Genomic DNA, 17,361 nt, shown 5'->3' on the forward strand with positions numbered 1-17,361 from the left:
TCAGCCGCGCCGCTCCTGCCGCTGCTTGTCCTCGACGCAGAGGGTGGCCCGGGGGAACGCCTGCATCCGGGCCTTGCCGATCGGCCTGCCGCACGCCTCGCACAGGCCGTACGTGCCGGCGTCCAGGCGCTCCAGGGCGTGCTCGGTCTGCTCCAGCATCTCCCGGGCGTTGGCGGCGAGGGCCAGCTCGTGTTCGCGGGTGATGTTCTTGGTGCCGGTGTCGGCCTGGTCGTCCCCGGCGCCGTCGCCGGAGTCCCGCATGAGGCCGGTCAGCTCCTGCTGGGAGTGGGCCAGCTCGCCGCGCAGCCGCAGCGCCTCCGCCAGGAGCCCGTCGCGCGCCTCGGCCACCTCGTCCGGCGTCCAGGGCTCCTCCCCGGGCCGGACCGCCAGCTCACCGCCGCGGGCCGGGGGCACCGCGGACTCCCCGTCGGCGGTCGTGACGCCACCCGCGGTCTTCTTCACTGCCACCGTCCTGGCTCCTGTCTGCTTCTTCTCCGCGGACGCCTTCCCGGCGACCGCCTTCTTCACCGCGGTCTTCTTCGCCGCGGCCTTCCTCGTCGTGCCCTTCTGCGCCGCGGTCCTTCCGGCGGGCGCGTCCGGGGCGGCGGCCTCCCCGGCGGGGGCCGCCGTCCCGGCCTTCTCCACGACGGCCTTCTCCACGACGGCCTTCTTCGCGGCCGCCGTCTTCTCGGCGACCGTCTTCCGCACGGCCGCCGCCTTCTTCGCGACGGCCTTCTTGGCGGCCGTCTTCCGCGTGACCACGGACCGCTCCCCGGCCGCCGGCTCCTCCGCGACCGGCGGCCGGCCGGCGACCGCGCTCCCGGTCCCGCCGGGCGCGCCCGTCCCGTCCTTGCCGTCCGTCGCGTCCGTGCCGTCCGTCGCGTCCGTGCCGGCGGCCGGGGACTTCTTCGCGGTGGTCTTCTTCGCCACCATGTCGCGGCCCCTTCACATTTTGTGATCTTGCTCGCGCATCGTGCTGGGACGATAAATCGACCCGGGGCCCGCGGCAACGGGCCACGCCGCCGCGTCCGCCCCCGCCGGAGCGGTCCGCGCTCCGGCGTGCCCGGCTCCGGCCCGGCCGTCCGCCCGTCCCTCCCCCACACGGGCGCACTCCGGACCCGGCTCCCCTCGTATGGCCATTCGGGTCACGGGAAAACCGGTCCTCCGTCTTCTCCCGGGCCCCGTACACTGGGCCCAGCGAAAGGCTTGGATGGGGACGAGTAGCGTCGTACGCAGTCATGAGCGACCCGGGGACGGTGAGAGCCCGGGGGCGAGCCCGATGTGAAGCATCACCCCGGAGCCGCCGGAAGAAAGCCGCGCCGAGGCACGGTGACTAGACCCGGCGTCGCGACCCCAATGAGGGGGTTCCGGACGGTCACGCCCGGAACCAAGGAGGGTGGTACCGCGGGAGCAGCGCTCTCGTCCCTCCGACGGAAGCAGAACCGTCCGTCCGGAGGAGAGTCCGCCGCATGACACCGCCGCAGTACCGCCAGGTGCCCGCCCAGGTCGACCTGCCCGCCCTCGAACACGCCGTGCTCGACTTCTGGCAGGAGAACAAGGTCTTCGCGAAGACCCTGGAGCAGTCCGAGGGCCGCCCCGAGTGGGTCTTCTACGAGGGCCCGCCCACCGCCAACGGCATGCCGGGCGCCCACCACATCGAGGCCCGCGTCTTCAAGGACGTCTTCCCCCGCTTCCGGACCATGCGCGGCTACCACGTGGCCCGCAAGGCCGGCTGGGACTGCCACGGCCTCCCGGTCGAGCTGGCCGTCGAGAAGGAGCTGGGCTTCTCCGGCAAGAAGGACATCGAGGCGTACGGCATCGCCGAGTTCAACGACAAGTGCCGCGAGTCGGTGACCCGGCACACCGACGCCTTCGCCGAGCTGACGACCCGGATGGGCTACTGGGTCGACCTCGACGACGCCTACCGGACCATGGACCCCTCGTACATCGAGTCGGTCTGGTGGTCCCTGAAGCAGATCTTCGAGAAGGACCTCCTCGTCCAGGACCACCGGGTGGCCCCCTGGTGCCCCCGCTGCGGCACCGGCCTCTCCGACCACGAGCTGGCGCAGGGGTACGAGACGGTCGTGGACCCCTCGGTCTACGTCCGCTTCCCGCTGACCTCCGGCCCGCTGGCCGGCCGGGCGGCGCTCCTGGTCTGGACGACGACCCCGTGGACCCTGGTGTCCAACACGGCCGTCGCCGCCCACCCCGAGGTCACCTACGTGGTCGCCAGCGACGGCGACGAGCAGGTCGTCGTCGCCGAACCGCTGGTCGAGAAGGCCCTCGGCGAGGGCTGGGTCACCACCGGCGAGACCTTCACCGGCAAGGACATGGAGCGCTGGACGTACCGGCGCCCGTTCGAGCTGGTCGAGTTCCCCGAGCCGGCGCACTACGTCGTGAACGCCGAGTACGTGACGACCGAGGACGGCACCGGTCTGGTCCACCAGTCCCCCGCCTTCGGCGAGGACGACCTCAGGGTCTGCAAGGCGTACGGCCTGCCGGTCGTGAACCCGGTCCGCCCCGACGGCACCTTCGAGGAGGACGTGCCGCTGGTCGGCGGCGTCTTCTTCAAGAAGGCCGACGAGGCGCTGACCGCCGACCTGGACGCGCGCGGCCTGCTCTTCCGGCACATCCCGTACGAGCACAGCTACCCGCACTGCTGGCGCTGCCACACGGCGCTGCTCTACTACGCGCAGCCGTCCTGGTACATCCGTACGACCGCGGTCAAGGACCGCATGCTCGCGGAGAACGAGAGGACCAACTGGTTCCCGGAGTCGGTCAAGCACGGGCGCTTCGGCGACTGGCTGACCAACAACGTGGACTGGGCCCTCTCCCGCAACCGCTACTGGGGCACCCCGCTGCCGATCTGGCGCTGCGAGGAGGGCCACCTCACCTGCGTGGGCTCGCGCGCGGAGCTGACCGAACTGACCGGCACCGACCAGTCGGGCCTGGACCCGCACCGCCCGTACATCGACGCGGTGACGTTCGGCTGCCCGGCGGAGGGCTGCTCCCTGGAGGCCACCCGCGTCCCGGAGGTCATCGACGCCTGGTACGACTCGGGCTCCATGCCGTTCGCCCAGTACGGCTACCCGTACGAGAACAAGGAGCTGTTCGAGAGCCGCTACCCGGCGCAGTTCATCTCCGAGGCGATCGACCAGACCCGCGGCTGGTTCTACACCCTGATGGCCGTCGGCACGCTGGTGTTCGACAAGTCGTCGTACGAGAACGTGGTCTGCCTGGGCCACATCCTCGCCGAGGACGGCCGCAAGATGTCCAAGCACCTGGGGAACATCCTCCAGCCGGTCCCGCTGATGGACGAGCACGGCGCCGACGCGGTCCGCTGGTTCATGGCGGCCGGCGGCTCGCCGTGGGCGGCCCGCCGGGTGGGCCACGGCACGATCCAGGAGGTCGTCCGCAAGACCCTCCTGACGTACTGGAACACGGTCGCCTTCCAGGCCCTGTACGCCCGCACGTCCGGCTGGGCGCCGAGCGCGGCGGACCCGGCCCCGGCCGACCGCACGGTCCTCGACCGGTGGCTGCTCTCCGAGCTGAACACGCTGGTGGCCGAGACCACCGAGGCGATGGAGTCGTACGACACCCAGCGCACCGGCAAGCTCCTGTCGGCGTTCGTCGACGACCTCTCCAACTGGTACGTGCGCCGTTCCCGCCGCCGCTTCTGGCAGGGCGACAGGGCGGCCCTGCGGACCCTGCACGAGGTGGTCGAGACGGTCACGCGCCTGATGGCCCCGCTGACCCCGTTCATCACCGAGCGGGTCTGGCAGGACCTGGTGGTCCCGGTGACCCCGGACGCCCCGGAGTCGGTCCACCTGGCCACCTGGCCGGAGGCGGACGCCGCCCTGATCGACGGCGCCCTCTCCGAGCAGATGCTGCTCGTCCGGCGCCTGGTGGAGCTGGGGCGTGCGACGCGCGCGGAGTCGGGCGTGAAGACCCGTCAGCCACTCTCCCGCGCCCTGGTGGCGGCCACGGGCTTCACGGCCCTCTCCCCGGAGCTGCGGGCCCAGATCACGGAGGAGCTGAACGTCTCCTCCCTGGCGTCCCTCTCGGAGGTCGGCGGCAGCCTGGTCGACACCACGGCCAAGGCCAACTTCCGTGCCCTGGGCAAGCGGTTCGGCAAGGGCGTCCAGGACGTGGCGAAGGCGGTGGCGGCGGCGGACGCGGCGGCCCTCTCCCTGGCGCTGCGCTCCGGCGAGGCGGTCCTGACGGTGAACGGCGAGGACATCGTCGTGACCCCCGAGGAGATCATCGTCACGGAGACCCCGCGCGAGGGCTGGTCGGTCGCCTCGGACGCGGGCGCGACGGTCGCCCTCGACCTGGAGATCACCCCGGAGCTGCGGCGGGCGGGCCTGGCCCGTGACGCGATCCGGCTGATCCAGGAGGCCCGCAAGAACAGCGGCCTGGACGTCGCCGACCGCATCGCCCTGCGCTGGACCTCCACCTCCCCGGAGACCACGGAGGCCCTGACGGCCCACGCGGCCCTCATCGCGGACGAGGTGCTGGCGACGGACCACGCGAACGGCGAGGCCGACGACACGTACGGCGCCCCGTTCACGGACGAGTCCCTGGCCCTGACCTTCCGCCTCCGCAAGGCGTAGGGTCCGGCGGACGGCCCGGCTCCCCCTCGACGGGGAGCCGGGCCGTTCCGTTTCCGCTCCCTTTCCGCCGCGCCGCCGGGACGGTCCGCCCGCGCCCGGCACCCGGTCCGCGCCGTCCCCGTGTCCGGACACGGCAGAGGGCCGGACCCCGGTCTCCCGGGATCCGGCCCTCTCAGCCTGCCGACGGCTACGCGCTCGACGCGCGAACGCGCGCCGTCAGTTGTCGTCCTCGTCGATCAGGAAGCCGCGCATCGGCGCCGGAGCCTGCTGCATCGGCTGCGGAGCCTGCGGCCGGACCGGAGCCATCGGCTGGGTCATCGCCGGGGACATCTGCTGCTGACCGCCGCCGTAGGACGGGCCACCGCCCATGGACGGACCGCCGCCCATCCCGCCGCTGCCGTAGGACGGCGCGCCCGCGCCGGCCGAGGCCATCGACGGGGCCGGCGGCAGGGAGGCCGCGGCCGGGGCGCGCGGCGGAGCCAGCGAGTCGTCCGACTGGGTCTCCAGCTGACGCAGCTGCGACTCCAGGTACGACTTCAGACGCGTGCGGTACTCGCGCTCGAAGCCGCGCAGGTCCTCGACCTTGCGCTCGAGCGTGGCACGCGCGGACTCCAGGGAGCCCATCGCGACGCGGTGCTTCTCCTGGGCGTCCCGCTCCAGGGCGTCGGCCTTGGCGCGGGCGTCCCGCTCCAGGCCCTCGGCGCGCGAACGCGCCTCGCCGACGATCTTGTTGGCCTCGGAACGGGCCTCCGCGATCGCCTGGTCGGCGGTCTGCTGGGCCAGCGAGAGGACACGCGCGGCACTGTCGCCGCCGGGACCCTGCGCGGGCTGCTGCTGCATCTGCTGCTGCTGCGGGTGACCCATCGGGCCGCCCTGCATCGAGCCGGGACCCATCGGACCGCCCTGCATGGGGCCGCCCTGCATCGGGCCGGGGCCCATGGGCCCGCCCTGCATCGGACCGCCCTGCATGGGGCCGCCCTGCATCGGACCGGCGGGAAGCTGAGGAGCACCGGAGGGCAGCTGCGGCGGACCCATCTGGGGCTGCTGCTGCTGGACCGGCGGTCCCGATATGGCGGCGGGTACCGGAGCCCCGGGACCGACGGGACGATCCTGCTGCTCCGGGGGCTTGCGCATGCCCTGCTGCTGGTTCTGCGCGGCGGCACGCGTCGCGGCGGCCAGCTTGGCGCGCAGGTCCTCGTTCTCGCGGAGCAGGCGGGTCAGCTCGGCCTCGACCTCGTCGAGGAAGGCATCGACCTCGTCCTCGTCATAGCCTTCTCGCAGGCGGACGGTCGTGAACTGCTTGTTCCGCACGTCCTCGGGAGTCAGCGGCATCTCTTCTTCACCTCTACGTAGTCGTCGGCAGTCGGCAAGACCGTATCGTCCACACTCACCTCGCGAAGCTGCTCACCACGGAGATCAGGATGTAGACGATGATCATCAGAACGAAGAAGGACAGGTCGAGTGCCACGCCCCCGAGACGCAACGGCGGGATCATCCGCCGCAGGAGCTTGAGCGGTGGATCGGTGACAGTGTAGGTGGCCTCCAGAACGACCACCATCGCCTTGCCGGGTTGCCATGAACGGGCGAACTGGAAGACGTAGTCCATGACAAGCCGGACGATCAGGAGGACGAGGAAGCACATCAGCACGATGTAGACCACCTGTAGTGCGACGCCCATCCCGCGTTTCCCTCTCCCCTGGCTTCTGTGCTCTCGCTCGTCCGGCCGCTTCGCGGCCGGCCCGTCCGGTTCTCGTGTTCTCAGCTCTGGTTGAAGAATCCGCCCTCTGCGATCCGGGCCTTGTCCTCCGCCGTGACATCGACGTTAGCAGGCGACAACAGGAACACCTTCTGCGTCACGCGCTCAATGCTGCCATGGAGCCCGAAGACGAGTCCGGCGGCGAAGTCGACAAGTCGCTTCGCGTCCGTGTCGTCCATCTCCGTGAGATTCATGATCACCGGGGTGCCCTCACGGAAGTGTTCCCCGATGGTACGGGCCTCGTTGTAGGTCCGGGGGTGCAATGTGGTGATGCGGTAGGGCTCCCGCTCGGACACGACCTTGGGCATGATCACCGGTGCGTTCTTCTCCAGGTTCGGACGTTCGGGTGTGATGGATGCCACGGGGGCAATTCGGGCCGGACGTCCGCTTTCGGCGAGTACCGGGACGGAATGGGCGACGGGTTCCCGGGGGGCGGGGGGCTTCACCGCGCGCACCGGTTCCTCGTGCTCCACCTGGCGCGGGGGCGCGTGGCGCCGGTCGCGCTCCGGCTCCGGCTCCAGCTCGGGCTCGAAGTCGTCGTCGGGGTCGAAGCCCCGGCCGTCGTACCCATCGTCCTCCACGAGGCCGAGGTAGACCGCCATCTTGCGCATCGCGCCGGCCATTCTCCGATTCCTCCGCTCTGTGGTGGATCGGCCTCGTCACCAAGTGCCGGCGATCCACGGGTCGTCCCGCCGTTCTACGGAATGACCATATTTTCTGCTGTGGTCCGACTTGCTTCGCGACGTTACCCGAGCTTCGGGCGGACACCGAGTACCGCAGTACCGACGCGTACGTGTGTCGCCCCGGCCGCGACGGCCTCTTCCAGGTCTCCGCTCATGCCCGCCGACACCATGTTCGCAGCCGGACGGGTCGCGCGCAGGGCAGTCGACACATCCATCAGCCGTTCGAAGGCGGCGCGTTGCCGGCCCGCGTACGGCCCGGCGAGCGGGGCGACGGTCATCAGGCCGTCGAGCCGCAGGCCGGGGGCGGCGTCCACGGCCGCCGCCAACTCCTCGACGCCGTCCGGCGCGACGCCGCCCCGGTCGCCCCGCTCGCCGGACCCGGCGTCGAGCGCGACCTGGATCAGGCAGCCGAGCGCGCGCCCCCGCCTCTCCGCCGCGGCGGAGAGGGCGGAAACGAGCTTCGGACGATCGACGGACTGCACCATGTCGGCATAACCGAGCACGGACTTGACCTTGTTCGTCTGCAACTGGCCCACGAAGTGCCAGTTCAGGTCGAGATCGGCGCAGGCGGCCGCCTTGGGGGCGGCGTCCTGGTCCCGGTTCTCGGCCACGTGCCGGACGCCCAGGCCGTGGAGGATTCTCACGTCGCTCGCGGGGTAGGTCTTGGTCACCACGATCAGGGTGACCTCCTCGCGCGCGCGTCCCGCGGCGGCGCAGGCCGCGGCGATGCGCGCCTCCACCCGGGCCAGGTTCTCGGCGAGTTCCGCCGTGCGGTCGGTCATCAGCTCTTTCCTGCCGGGAATCCGGGGGCCGTGCCCGGGGAGGACCCGGCGTCCCACCAGACATATCCCGCGAGTCGCCCCGTGGTGCGGTCGCGGCGGTACGAGTAGTGGTCGCGGGACTCCAGGGTGCAGACCCCGGCGTCCTCGACGTCGTGGACCCCGAGCCGGGCGAGCTGCGCGCGCACCCCCGCGGCGACGTCGACGGCGGGGGTCCCCCAGGAGGTCTCCGCCGCGGCGGCCGGCTCGACGCCCGCGACCTCGTCGCGCATCGCCTCCGGCACCTCGTAGCACCGTCCGCAGACGGACGGGCCGGTGCGGGCGACGACGCGGGCGGGATCGGCGCCGAGACCGGTCATGGCCCGCACGGCGGCGGGGACGACCCCCGCGACCATCCCGGGCCTTCCGGCGTGGACCGCGGACACCACCCCGGCGACCGGGTCGGCGAGCAGGACCGGAACGCAGTCCGCGGTGAGGACGGCGAGGGCGAGTCCGGGCCGGGCGGTGACCAGCGCGTCCACGGAAGGGATCTCGCCGTCCCCCCAGGGGCCGGTGACCTCCACGACGTCCGCGCCGTGCACCTGGTTCATCCAGACCACCCGGGCCGGGTCGAGCCCGAGGGCCCCGGCGGCGAGCGTCCGGTTGGCGCGCACGGCCCCGGGGTCGTCGCCCACCGCGCCGCCGAGGTTGAACTCCTCGTACGGAACGGCGCTCACCCCGCCCCACCGGTCGGTGAAGGCGAAGTGCGCGCCGTTCGCGTCGAAGCGACGTCCTATCACTTCAGGAAGTCCGGGACGTCCAGTTCCTCGGCCTGGCTGTCCGCGTACGGACGGGCCGGCGGCACCACCGGCGGGACGGACGACAGCGGGGTCTCGTTGACCGGCGGGGGGGTCGGCTCCGCCGGGGCGGGGGCCGGGTCCTCGCGCGGGGCCACCGTGCCGAGGCCGCCCAGGGGGCGGGAGGTCTCGGTGGCGCGGGGCGCCGGGGCGGGCTCCTCGCGCTTGGCGGAGACCGAGCCGATGATGTTGTCCCGGCGGGCCGGCGGCTGGCCGCCGTCGAAGCCGGCCGCGATGACGGTGACCCGGACCTCGTCGCCGAGGGCGTCGTCGATGACGGCGCCGAAGATGATGTTGGCCTCCGGGTGGGCCGCCTCGCTGACCAGCTGCGCGGCCTCGTTGATCTCGAAGAGGCCGAGGTCGCTGCCGCCGGAGATGGAGAGCAGTACGCCGCGGGCGCCGTCGATGGACGCCTCCAGGAGCGGCGAGGAGATCGCCATCTCCGCGGCGGCCACCGCGCGGTCGTCGCCGCGGGCGGAGCCGATGCCCATCAGCGCGGAACCGGCCTCGGACATGACCGACTTGACGTCGGCGAAGTCGAGGTTAATCAGGCCGGGGGTGGTGATGAGGTCGGTGATGCCCTGGACACCGCTCAGGAGGACCTGGTCGGCCGACTTGAAGGCGTCGAGCACGGAGACCTGGCGGTCCGAGATCGAGAGCAGCCGGTCGTTGGGGATGACGATGAGGGTGTCGACCTCTTCGCGGAGTTCGGCGATGCCGTCCTCCGCCTGGTTGGCGCGACGGCGTCCCTCGAAGGTGAACGGCCGGGTGACCACGCCGATCGTGAGGGCGCCGAGCGAGCGCGCGATGTTGGCGACGACGGGGGCGCCACCGGTACCGGTGCCACCGCCTTCGCCGGCGGTGACGAAGACCATGTCGGCCCCCTTGAGGACCTCCTCGATCTCCTCACGGTGGTCCTCTGCCGCCTTGCGACCGACGGCCGGGTTCGCCCCGGCCCCGAGGCCACGGGTGAGTTCACGGCCGACGTCGAGCTTGACGTCGGCGTCGCTCATCAACAGCGCTTGCGCGTCGGTGTTGATCGCGATGAACTCGACGCCCTTGAGACCGACCTCGATCATTCGGTTGATGGCATTGACACCACCGCCGCCGACACCGATGACCTTGATGACTGCGAGGTAGTTCTGCGGTGCTGCCACGTCGAAGGCCTCTCGCCTCGAGTTACGTGTCGCCACCGCGCGGTTGGCCGCGCTGCGACGACGGATGCCGATTGGGACGGTCCGAAACGCCGACCCAAACCCTAACGTTGAAGTTTAGGGTTACCAGTGTCTCTGTTCGCTGGACTCTTCCGGACAGGACACTAAGTCGACAAGTGGCGCACGTTCAACGAACACGCCGAACCTCCCGTTTTTCTTTTCACCCTATGTGATCACCCGTAGCGCTGGCCAACCAGGGTGCTGGCCAGTGGTGACGCACGTCAACTCCCCGACACGGCGGGCGCCGTGGGAGCACTTACGTCGAAGTGCCCCGCTTCGGGAGCCGCTTTCAGGAGAGCGGTGAGCACCCGGGCCTTGACCGGGCCGTGCTCGCCGCTTCCCCAGAAGACGGTACGGCCCCCGGAGAGTTCCAGAGTGACGGAATCGTACGAGGTGACGCGCACGACACGGGTGTCCCCGGCGATTTCCTCCGGGAGTTCACCCCGGACGCGGACCGCCTCCCGGAGCAGCCGGTCCGCGCCGAAGCGGCGGAGGCTCGGGGAGGCGGAGGCGTCGAGGACGAGCCGGGGGACGCCCCGGGGGGCGGTCGCGACGGTGGCGAACCGCACGCCGGACGAGTCCACTTCGGTGAACTTTCCCCCCTTTTCGACGAGGAGGACCGGCTGCCGTTCCGTCACTTTCAGCACGATTCCGTGCGGCCAGTCCCGTTCGACCTCGACCTCCCCGATCCGCGGCAGTCCCCGCCGGATCCGGGCCTCGATCGCGTCGGTGTCGACGGAGACGAGCGGGGCGCCCGCCGGGACGGCGGCGACCGCCTCGACCCGGGCCGGGGTCAGGACCCGCGTACCCGAGGTCTCCACACGCTCCACACGGAACCAGGACGACCCGTAGAGCGCCCAGAGCGTGCCGGTGGCGACCGCCACGAGACCGGCGGCGGCGAGGACCACCCGGGGCCGGAGCACCCGGAACCGCCGGTTCCGGGCTTCCGGCCGCGCGGGCCCGTCCGGCGCCCCCTTCGACCTGTTCGCGCCGCGCTTCCCGGCGGTCGTCGGTGCGGTTGCCACCTGGCGCCTCCTGCCTTCCGTCCCTGGGGGAACGCGCCGCGCTACGCCTGGCGGCGGGCGGCGATCGCCTCGTACACCATGCCGACGAGCAGGTCGTCGGCGTCCCGGCGCCCGAACTCGGCGGCGGCGCGGGACATCTCGTACAACCGGTGCGGATCGGCCAGTACGGGCAGGACGTTGCCCTGCACCCACTGCGGCGTCAGCTCCGCGTCGTCGACGAGGAGCCCGCCGCCGGCCTTGACCACCGGCTGGGCGTTGAGCCGCTGTTCGCCGTTGCCGATGGGCAGCGGGACGTACGCGGCGGGCAGCCCGACGGCGGAGAGCTCGGCGACGGTCATCGCGCCCGCGCGGCAGAGCATCATGTCGGCCGCGGCGTACGCGAGATCCATCCGGTCCACGTACGGTACCGGCACGTACGGCGGCATACCGGGCATGTTGTCGACGCGCGGCATTTCGTTCTTCGGGCCGACCGCGTGCAGGATCTGGATGCCGGAGCGCTGGAGCACCGGGGCGACCTGCTGGATCACCTCGTTGAGCCGCCGGGCGCCCTGCGAACCGCCGGAGACCAGCAGCGTCGGCAGGTTCGGGTCGAGGCCGAAGGCGGCGCGCGCCTCGGGCCGCACCCGCGCCCGGTCGAGGGTCGCGATGGTGTGCCGCAGCGGGATGCCGATGTAACGGGCGTTGCGGAGCTTGCTGTCCGGGGTGGCGACGGCGACCCCGGCCGCGTACCGCGAACCGATCTTGTTGGCCAGGCCCGGCCGGGCGTTGGCCTCGTGGACCACGATCGGCACGCCGAGCCGCTTGGCCGCCAGGTAGCCGGGCAGCGCCACGTAGCCGCCGAAGCCGACCACGCAGTCCGCCCGGGTGCGCTCCAGGATCTGCTCGGCCGCCTTGATCGTGCCGCGCAGCCGTCCGGGGACGGTGATCAGCTCGGGGGTGGGCTTGCGGGGCAGCGGCACGGCGGGGATGAGCGCCAGCTCGTAGCCCCGCTCGGGCACGAGCCGGGTCTCCAGACCCTTCTCCGTGCCGAGCGCCGTGATGCCCACGCTGGGGTCCTGCCTCCGCAGGGCGTCCGCGAGGGCGAGCGCGGGCTCGATGTGGCCGGCGGTCCCCCCACCGGCGAGTACGACATGCACCGAAATTCACCGCTCTCCGGACGGGCGCTTCTTCACGCGCCGTCGCATCGACTTCCATCTCTTCCCGACCCGCTTGCCCCAGCCGGGGCGGCGCATGGCCAGGGCCGCTTTCGCGGCGGGTTCCTGTCGCGCGAAGGCGATGAGGAGCCCGACGGCGAACATGGTCGGCAGCAGGGCCGACCCTCCGTAGGAGAACAGCGGGAGGGGGACACCGGCGATCGGCAGCAGGCCGAGCACCGCACCGATGTTGATCACGGCCTGCGCCGTGATCCAGGTGGTCACACCTCCCGCGGCGAACCTCACGAAGGGGTCCTCCGTGCCTCCGGCCACGCGGATACCCGCATAGCCTAGAGCCGCGAACAGGGCGAGTACCGACAGCGTCCCCGCGAGGCCCAGTTCCTCACCGGTGACCGCGAAGATGAAGTCGGTGTGCGCTTCCGGCAGTTGACCCCATTTCTCCACGCTCGCACCGAGCCCGGAACCGAACCAGCCGCCCGACGCCAGAGCATAGATTCCGTGCGCGGCCTGGAGGCAGGGGGCTCCCTCGCCGCCCGGATCGGTCGCCCCGATGCAGTCGAAGCGCTTCATCCGGTTGTCGCTCGTCTTGATGAGCAGCACGCCGATCGCGCCGGCGGTCCCGAGCACGCCGACGAAGAGCCGGGTGGGCGCTCCGGCCGTCCAGAGCAGGCCGAAGAGGATCGCGGCGAGGATGATCGAGGTGCCCATGTCGCCGCCGAGCATGATCAGGCCGAGCAGCATGAAGGCGCCCGGGACCAGCGGCACCAGCATGTGCTTCCACTGGGTCAGGAGCCGCATGTCCTGTTTGCGGGCGAGCAGGTCGGCCCCCCACAGGATCAGCGCCAGCTTGCCGAACTCGCTGGGCTGGAGCTGGAAGGGGCCGCCGAGGGAGATCCAGTTCTGGTTGCCGTTGACCGCGTGCCCTATCCCGGGGATCTGGACCAGGACCATCAGGAAGACCGCGCCGACCAGGAGCGGATAGGCCAGCGCCCGGTGCAGCTTCACCGGCATCCGGGAGGCGACGAACAGCAGTCCGGTGCCGAGGAGGGCGGCGAAGAACTGCTTCCGGAAGAAGTACGAGGGCACCAGCTCGTAGGTGAGCGCCGTGATCATCGAGGCGGAGTAGACCATCACGAGCCCGAGGGCGGTGATGAGCATCCCCGCGCCGATGATCACGTAGTACGCCGTGAGAGGGCGGTCCCAGGCCTTCCTGGCCCGCTCGTACAGACCCCGCGCCCCTCCGCCCCGCGTCCGCCGCGGGGTCGCGGGAGTCCGCCCTCCGCCGCGTGCGGCGGAGGGCCGGCGCGTCCCGGCGATCTTGCTCGGCATGGTCGCTGTCCCCTCCGGTCGTGTCCGGTGCTGCCGGACCCTCCCACTGGTCGGGTCAGGCGTCCCCGGTGGCGGCGAGGGCGCGGACCGCGTCCGCGAACGCCTCGCCGCGCTCGTTGTAGTTGGTGAACATGTCCATCGAGGCGCAGGCCGGGGCGAGCAGGACCGTGTCTCCCGGGCGGGCGAGCCGGGCCGCCTCGCGGACCGCCTCGGACATCGCCCCAGTGTCGGTCCGGTCGAGGTCCACCACCGGGACCTCCGGGGCGTGTCGCGCCAGGGCTTCGCGGATCAGGGCCCGGTCGGCGCCGATCAGGACGGCTCCGCGCAGGCGCTTCGCCGCCTTCCGCACCAGCTCGTCGAAGGTGGCGCCCTTGGCGAGGCCGCCGGCGATCCAGACGACCGGGTCGTAGGCCGCCAACGAGGCTTCCGCGGCGTGGGTGTTGGTGGCCTTGGAGTCGTCCACGTACACGACCCCCCCGACCTCCTCGACCGGCTCGATGCGGTGGGGGTCGGGCCGGAAGGCCCTGAGGCCGTCCCGTACGGCCCTGGCGTCGACGCCGAAGGCGCGGGCCAGGGCGGCCGCGGCGAGGGCGTTGGCGACGTTGTGCGGGGCCGCCGGCCGCACGTCCGCGACCTCGGCCAGCTCCTGGGCGTTCTTCTGCCGGTTCTCCACGAAGGCCCGGTCGACGAGGATGCCCTCGACCACGCCGAGTTCGGAGGGGCCGGGGGTGCCGAGGGTGAAGCCGATCGCCCGGCAGCCCTCCTCGACGTCGGCCTCGCGGACCAGGTCCTCGGTCGCCGCGTCGGCCGTGTTGTAGACGCAGGCGACCCGGTTGCCCTCGTAGATCCGGCCCTTGTCGGCGGCGTACGCCTCCATGGAGCCGTGCCAGTCGAGGTGGTCGGGCGCCAGGTTGAGCACGGCGGCCGAGTGGGCGCGGACCGAGGGCGCCCAGTGGAGCTGGTAGCTGGAGAGTTCGACGGCGAGCACGTCGTACTCCTCCGCGCCGAGGACGGCGTCGAGGAGCGAGACGCCGATGTTGCCGACGGCGGCGGTCCGCAGGCCGGCCGCCTCCAGGATGGAGGCGAGCATCCGCACGGTCGTGGTCTTGCCGTTGGTGCCGGTGACCGCGAGCCAGGGGGCGGCTCCGGGGCCCCGGAGCCGCCAGGCCAGTTCGACGTCGCCCCAGATCTCGACGCCCGCCTCGGCGGCGGCCCTGAAGAGCGGCTTGTCGGGGCGCCAGCCGGGAGCGGTGACGATCAGCTCGGTGCCGGACGGCAGGGAGTCGCCGTCGCCGAGCCGGACGGCGATCCCCTCCGCCTCCAGGGCGGCGGCCTGGGCCCGGGAGCGCTCGTCGTCGCCGTCGTTGACCACGGTCACCCGCGCGCCGAGTCCGCGCAGGGCGCGGGCGGCCGGGACGCCGGAGACGCCGAGTCCCGCGACGGTGACGTTCTTGCCGTTCCAGTCGAGCCGCTGTGTCACTTCGCCGACGCCCATCCCGCGTAGAAGAGGCCCAGGCCCACGATCACGCACATGCCCTGGATGATCCAGAACCGGACGACGACCAGGACCTCGGACCACCCCTTGAGTTCGAAGTGGTGCTGGAGGGGAGCCATCCGGAAGACGCGCTTGCCGGTCATCTTGAACGAGCCGACCTGGATGACCACGGACATCGTGATCAGTACGAACAGGCCGCCGAGCAGGGCCAGCAGGAGCTCCGTACGGGAGCAGATGGCGAGACCGGCGAGGGCGCCGCCGAGGGCGAGCGAGCCGGTGTCGCCCATGAAGATCTTGGCGGGCGAGGTGTTCCACCAGAGGAAGCCGAAACAGGCTCCCATGAGGGCGGAGGCCACGACCGCGAGGTCGAGCGGGTCACGGACCTCGAAGCAGGCGTTCGGGTTGGTGAGGGTCAGCGCGTTGGCGCAGGACTCCTGGAACTGCCAGAGGCCGATGAAGGTGTACGCGCCGAAGACCATCACCGAGGCGCCGGTGGCCAGGCCGTCCAGACCGTCCGTCAGGTTCACGCCGTTGGACATGGCCAGGATCATGAAGAGCGCCCAGACCACGAAGAGCACCGGGCCGATGGTCCAGCCGAAGTCCGTGATGAAGGAGAGCTTCTCGGAGGCCGGAGTGAGGCCGCGCGAGTCGGAGAACTGGAGCGCGAGCACCGCGAAGGCGATGCCCACGATCAGCTGGCCGGCCATCTTCGCCTTGGCCCGCAGGCCGAGCGACCGCTGCTTGACGATCTTGATGTAGTCGTCGAGGAAGCCGACCAGACCCATGCCGGTCATCAGGAAGAGGACCAGCACGCCGGAGTAGGAGAGCGGTTCGCCGGTGATGACCTTGGCCAGGGCGTACGCGATGAGCGTGGCCAGGATGAAGGAGATGCCGCCCATGGTGGGCGTGCCCTTCTTCCCGGCGTGGCCTCGGGGGCCGTCGTCGCGGATGAACTGCCCGTACCCCTTGCGCGCGAGGAGCTTGATGAGCAGCGGGGTGCCGATCAGGGTCAGGAAGAGCCCGATGGCCCCCGCGAAGAGGATCTGCCTCATCGGCCGGTGACCTCGCCCTCGGTGTCGAGGAGGGCCGTGGCGACCTGTTCGAGACCGACCGACCTGGACGCCTTCACAAGGACGACGTCTCCCGGGCGCAGCTCACTGCGCAACAGGTCGACCGCCGCCTGCGCGTCGGACACGTGCACCGACTCCTCACCCCACGAACCCTCGTTATATGCGCCCAGTCGCAGCCAGGACGCTTCCCTGTCCCCGACCGCCACGAGCTTGCTGACGTTGAGCCGGACGGCGAGCCGTCCGACCGCGTCGTGCTCGGCGAGCGATGCGTCACCGAGTTCGGCCATCTTGCCGAGCACCGCCCACGTGCGGCCCCCGCGGGCCTGTGCGGCCCTGCCCATGGCCGCGAGCGCGCGCAGGGCGGCTCGCATGGACTCGGGATTCGCGTTGTAGGCGTCGTTGACGATCGTCACGCCGTCCGGACGCTCGGTGACCTCCATGCGCCAGCGCGACAGGGAGCCGGCCTCGGAGAGCGCGGTGGCGATCTCCTCGACAGGCATGCCCAGCTCGTGCGCGACGGCGGCCGCGGCGAGCGCGTTCGACACGTGGTGCTCACCGTACAGGCGCAAGGTCACGTCGCCGCACCCGGTGGGTGTGTGAAGCCGGAAAGAGGGCGTCCCGGCCTCCGTGAGGTGGACGTTCTCGGCACGTACGGCCGCTTCGTCCGCTTCGCCGAAGAGGACCACCCGGGCCTTGGTGCGGTCCGCCATGGCGCGGACGAGGGGATCGTCGGCGTTGAGGACCGCCACTCCCCCCTCGGCCTCGGTGGGCAGCGCCTCGACCAGTTCGCCCTTGGCCACGGCGATCTGCTCCCGGCCGCCGAACTCGCCGATGTGGGCGGAGCCCACGTTGAGGACGAGGCCGATGCGGGGCGGGGTGAGGCCGGTGAGGTAGCGGATGTGGCCGATGCCGCGGGCGCCCATCTCCAGGACCAGGTGCCGGGTCTCGTCGGTCGCGCGGAGCGCCGTGAGCGGCAGGCCGATCTCGTTGTTGAGCGAGCCGGGCGTCCACACGGTGGGGGCGTGCCGGCCGAGGACCTGGGCGATCAGGTCCTTGGTGGAGGTCTTGCCCGCCGAGCCGGTGAGGGCGACGACATCGGTGCCGAGCCGTTCGACGACGGCGCGGGCGAGGGCCCCGAGGGCGGTCTGGACGTCGTCCACGACGATCGCGGGCACGCCGACGGGGCGGGTGGCGAGCACGGCCGTCGCACCCGCCTCGACGGCGCGTTCCGCGTAGTCGTGGCCGTCGACGCGCTCACCGGCGAAGGCCGCGAAGAGGCTGCCGGCCCGCACCTCGCGGGAGTCGATGACGACGGGCCCGGTGATCCGGGCGTCGGCGTCCGGTATGTCGTGCGTCTGCCCGCCGACGATTCCGGCGATCTCGGCGAGGGAGAGGGCGATCACTGCT

14 protein-coding genes are annotated in these 17,361 nt (G+C 71.7%); 1 reads left to right on the plus strand and 13 read right to left on the minus strand.

Annotated elements, in window-relative coordinates; all coding sequences use genetic code 11:
* Positions 1-933: a TraR/DksA family transcriptional regulator gene (locus tag ACZ6AQ_RS01180; protein WP_468756570.1), complete on the minus strand. Its 933-nt coding sequence runs from the start codon at positions 931-933 to the stop codon at positions 1-3.
* 536 nt (positions 934-1,469) lie between these two features.
* On the opposite strand from ACZ6AQ_RS01180, the gene ileS reads away from it, so the two are divergent.
* The gene (ileS, locus tag ACZ6AQ_RS01185; RefSeq protein ID WP_468756572.1) at positions 1,470-4,613 is read left to right on the plus strand and encodes an isoleucine--tRNA ligase; all 3,144 of its coding nucleotides are present in this window, start codon (positions 1,470-1,472) and stop codon (positions 4,611-4,613) included.
* 216 nt (positions 4,614-4,829) lie between these two features.
* Here ileS and ACZ6AQ_RS01190 read toward each other — a convergent pair whose 3' ends face one another.
* The 12 genes from ACZ6AQ_RS01190 to ACZ6AQ_RS01245 all read right to left on the minus strand — a co-directional run bounded on the left by ACZ6AQ_RS01190 (position 4,830) and on the right by ACZ6AQ_RS01245 (position 17,357).
* Positions 4,830-5,945, minus strand: coding sequence for a DivIVA domain-containing protein (locus tag ACZ6AQ_RS01190; protein WP_468756574.1), 1,116 nt, complete (start codon positions 5,943-5,945; stop codon positions 4,830-4,832).
* A 55-nt stretch (positions 5,946-6,000) separates the two neighbouring features.
* Positions 6,001-6,291 (minus strand): YggT family protein, encoded by a 291-nt coding sequence (locus tag ACZ6AQ_RS01195; RefSeq protein WP_388691438.1) that lies wholly within the window; start codon positions 6,289-6,291, stop codon positions 6,001-6,003.
* An 80-nt stretch (positions 6,292-6,371) separates the two neighbouring features.
* Positions 6,372-6,992, minus strand: a complete 621-nt coding sequence (locus tag ACZ6AQ_RS01200) for a cell division protein SepF (RefSeq protein WP_388691435.1) — start codon at positions 6,990-6,992, stop codon at positions 6,372-6,374.
* Between the two features lie 122 nt (positions 6,993-7,114).
* Positions 7,115-7,834: a YggS family pyridoxal phosphate-dependent enzyme gene (locus tag ACZ6AQ_RS01205; protein WP_468756576.1), complete on the minus strand. Its 720-nt coding sequence runs from the start codon at positions 7,832-7,834 to the stop codon at positions 7,115-7,117.
* Positions 7,834-8,610 (minus strand): peptidoglycan editing factor PgeF, encoded by a 777-nt coding sequence (pgeF, locus tag ACZ6AQ_RS01210; protein ID WP_468756578.1) that lies wholly within the window; start codon positions 8,608-8,610, stop codon positions 7,834-7,836. The genes ACZ6AQ_RS01205 and pgeF overlap by 1 nt, the downstream gene beginning before the upstream one ends.
* Positions 8,607-9,824 (minus strand): cell division protein FtsZ, encoded by a 1,218-nt coding sequence (gene ftsZ, locus ACZ6AQ_RS01215; protein WP_388691427.1) that lies wholly within the window; start codon positions 9,822-9,824, stop codon positions 8,607-8,609. Before ftsZ ends, pgeF begins: the two co-directional genes overlap by 4 nt.
* A gap of 278 nt (positions 9,825-10,102) precedes the next feature.
* The gene (locus tag ACZ6AQ_RS01220) at positions 10,103-10,906 is read right to left on the minus strand and encodes a cell division protein FtsQ/DivIB (protein WP_468756580.1); all 804 of its coding nucleotides are present in this window, start codon (positions 10,904-10,906) and stop codon (positions 10,103-10,105) included.
* Positions 10,907-10,947: 41 nt separating this feature from the next.
* Entirely contained in the window at positions 10,948-12,042 is a 1,095-nt protein-coding gene (gene murG, locus ACZ6AQ_RS01225; protein WP_388691422.1) for an undecaprenyldiphospho-muramoylpentapeptide beta-N-acetylglucosaminyltransferase, read from the minus strand.
* A 6-nt stretch (positions 12,043-12,048) separates the two neighbouring features.
* On the minus strand, positions 12,049-13,389 hold the full coding sequence (gene ftsW, locus ACZ6AQ_RS01230; RefSeq protein ID WP_468756582.1) for a putative lipid II flippase FtsW: 1,341 nt from the start codon (positions 13,387-13,389) through the stop codon (positions 12,049-12,051).
* A gap of 55 nt (positions 13,390-13,444) precedes the next feature.
* The gene (gene murD / locus ACZ6AQ_RS01235; RefSeq protein WP_468756583.1) at positions 13,445-14,884 is read right to left on the minus strand and encodes a UDP-N-acetylmuramoyl-L-alanine--D-glutamate ligase; all 1,440 of its coding nucleotides are present in this window, start codon (positions 14,882-14,884) and stop codon (positions 13,445-13,447) included.
* The gene (gene mraY / locus ACZ6AQ_RS01240; RefSeq protein WP_388691415.1) at positions 14,866-15,936 is read right to left on the minus strand and encodes a phospho-N-acetylmuramoyl-pentapeptide-transferase; all 1,071 of its coding nucleotides are present in this window, start codon (positions 15,934-15,936) and stop codon (positions 14,866-14,868) included. Before mraY ends, murD begins: the two co-directional genes overlap by 19 nt.
* Positions 15,933-17,357 carry a UDP-N-acetylmuramoyl-tripeptide--D-alanyl-D-alanine ligase gene (locus ACZ6AQ_RS01245; RefSeq protein ID WP_468756585.1) on the minus strand — a complete coding sequence of 475 codons (1,425 nt, stop codon included), beginning with the start codon at positions 17,355-17,357 and terminating at the stop codon, positions 15,933-15,935. Before ACZ6AQ_RS01245 ends, mraY begins: the two co-directional genes overlap by 4 nt.
* Positions 17,358-17,361 lie beyond the last annotated feature (4 nt).

The organism is Streptomyces sp. NPDC041191, assembly GCF_055591945.1.

Coding starts and splice junctions, on each gene's coding strand:
- ileS (WP_468756572.1), top strand. CDS start 1,470: ATGACACCGCCGCAGTACCGCCAGGTGCCCGCCCAGGTCGACCTGCCC.
- mraY (WP_388691415.1), bottom strand. CDS start 15,936: ATGAGGCAGATCCTCTTCGCGGGGGCCATCGGGCTCTTCCTGACCCTG.
- ACZ6AQ_RS01200 (WP_388691435.1), bottom strand. CDS start 6,992: ATGGCCGGCGCGATGCGCAAGATGGCGGTCTACCTCGGCCTCGTGGAG.
- ACZ6AQ_RS01180 (WP_468756570.1), bottom strand. CDS start 933: ATGGTGGCGAAGAAGACCACCGCGAAGAAGTCCCCGGCCGCCGGCACG.
- ftsW (WP_468756582.1), bottom strand. CDS start 13,389: ATGCCGAGCAAGATCGCCGGGACGCGCCGGCCCTCCGCCGCACGCGGC.
- ACZ6AQ_RS01195 (WP_388691438.1), bottom strand. CDS start 6,291: ATGGGCGTCGCACTACAGGTGGTCTACATCGTGCTGATGTGCTTCCTC.
- ACZ6AQ_RS01190 (WP_468756574.1), bottom strand. CDS start 5,945: ATGCCGCTGACTCCCGAGGACGTGCGGAACAAGCAGTTCACGACCGTC.
- murD (WP_468756583.1), bottom strand. CDS start 14,884: ATGGGCGTCGGCGAAGTGACACAGCGGCTCGACTGGAACGGCAAGAAC.
- ACZ6AQ_RS01205 (WP_468756576.1), bottom strand. CDS start 7,834: ATGACCGACCGCACGGCGGAACTCGCCGAGAACCTGGCCCGGGTGGAG.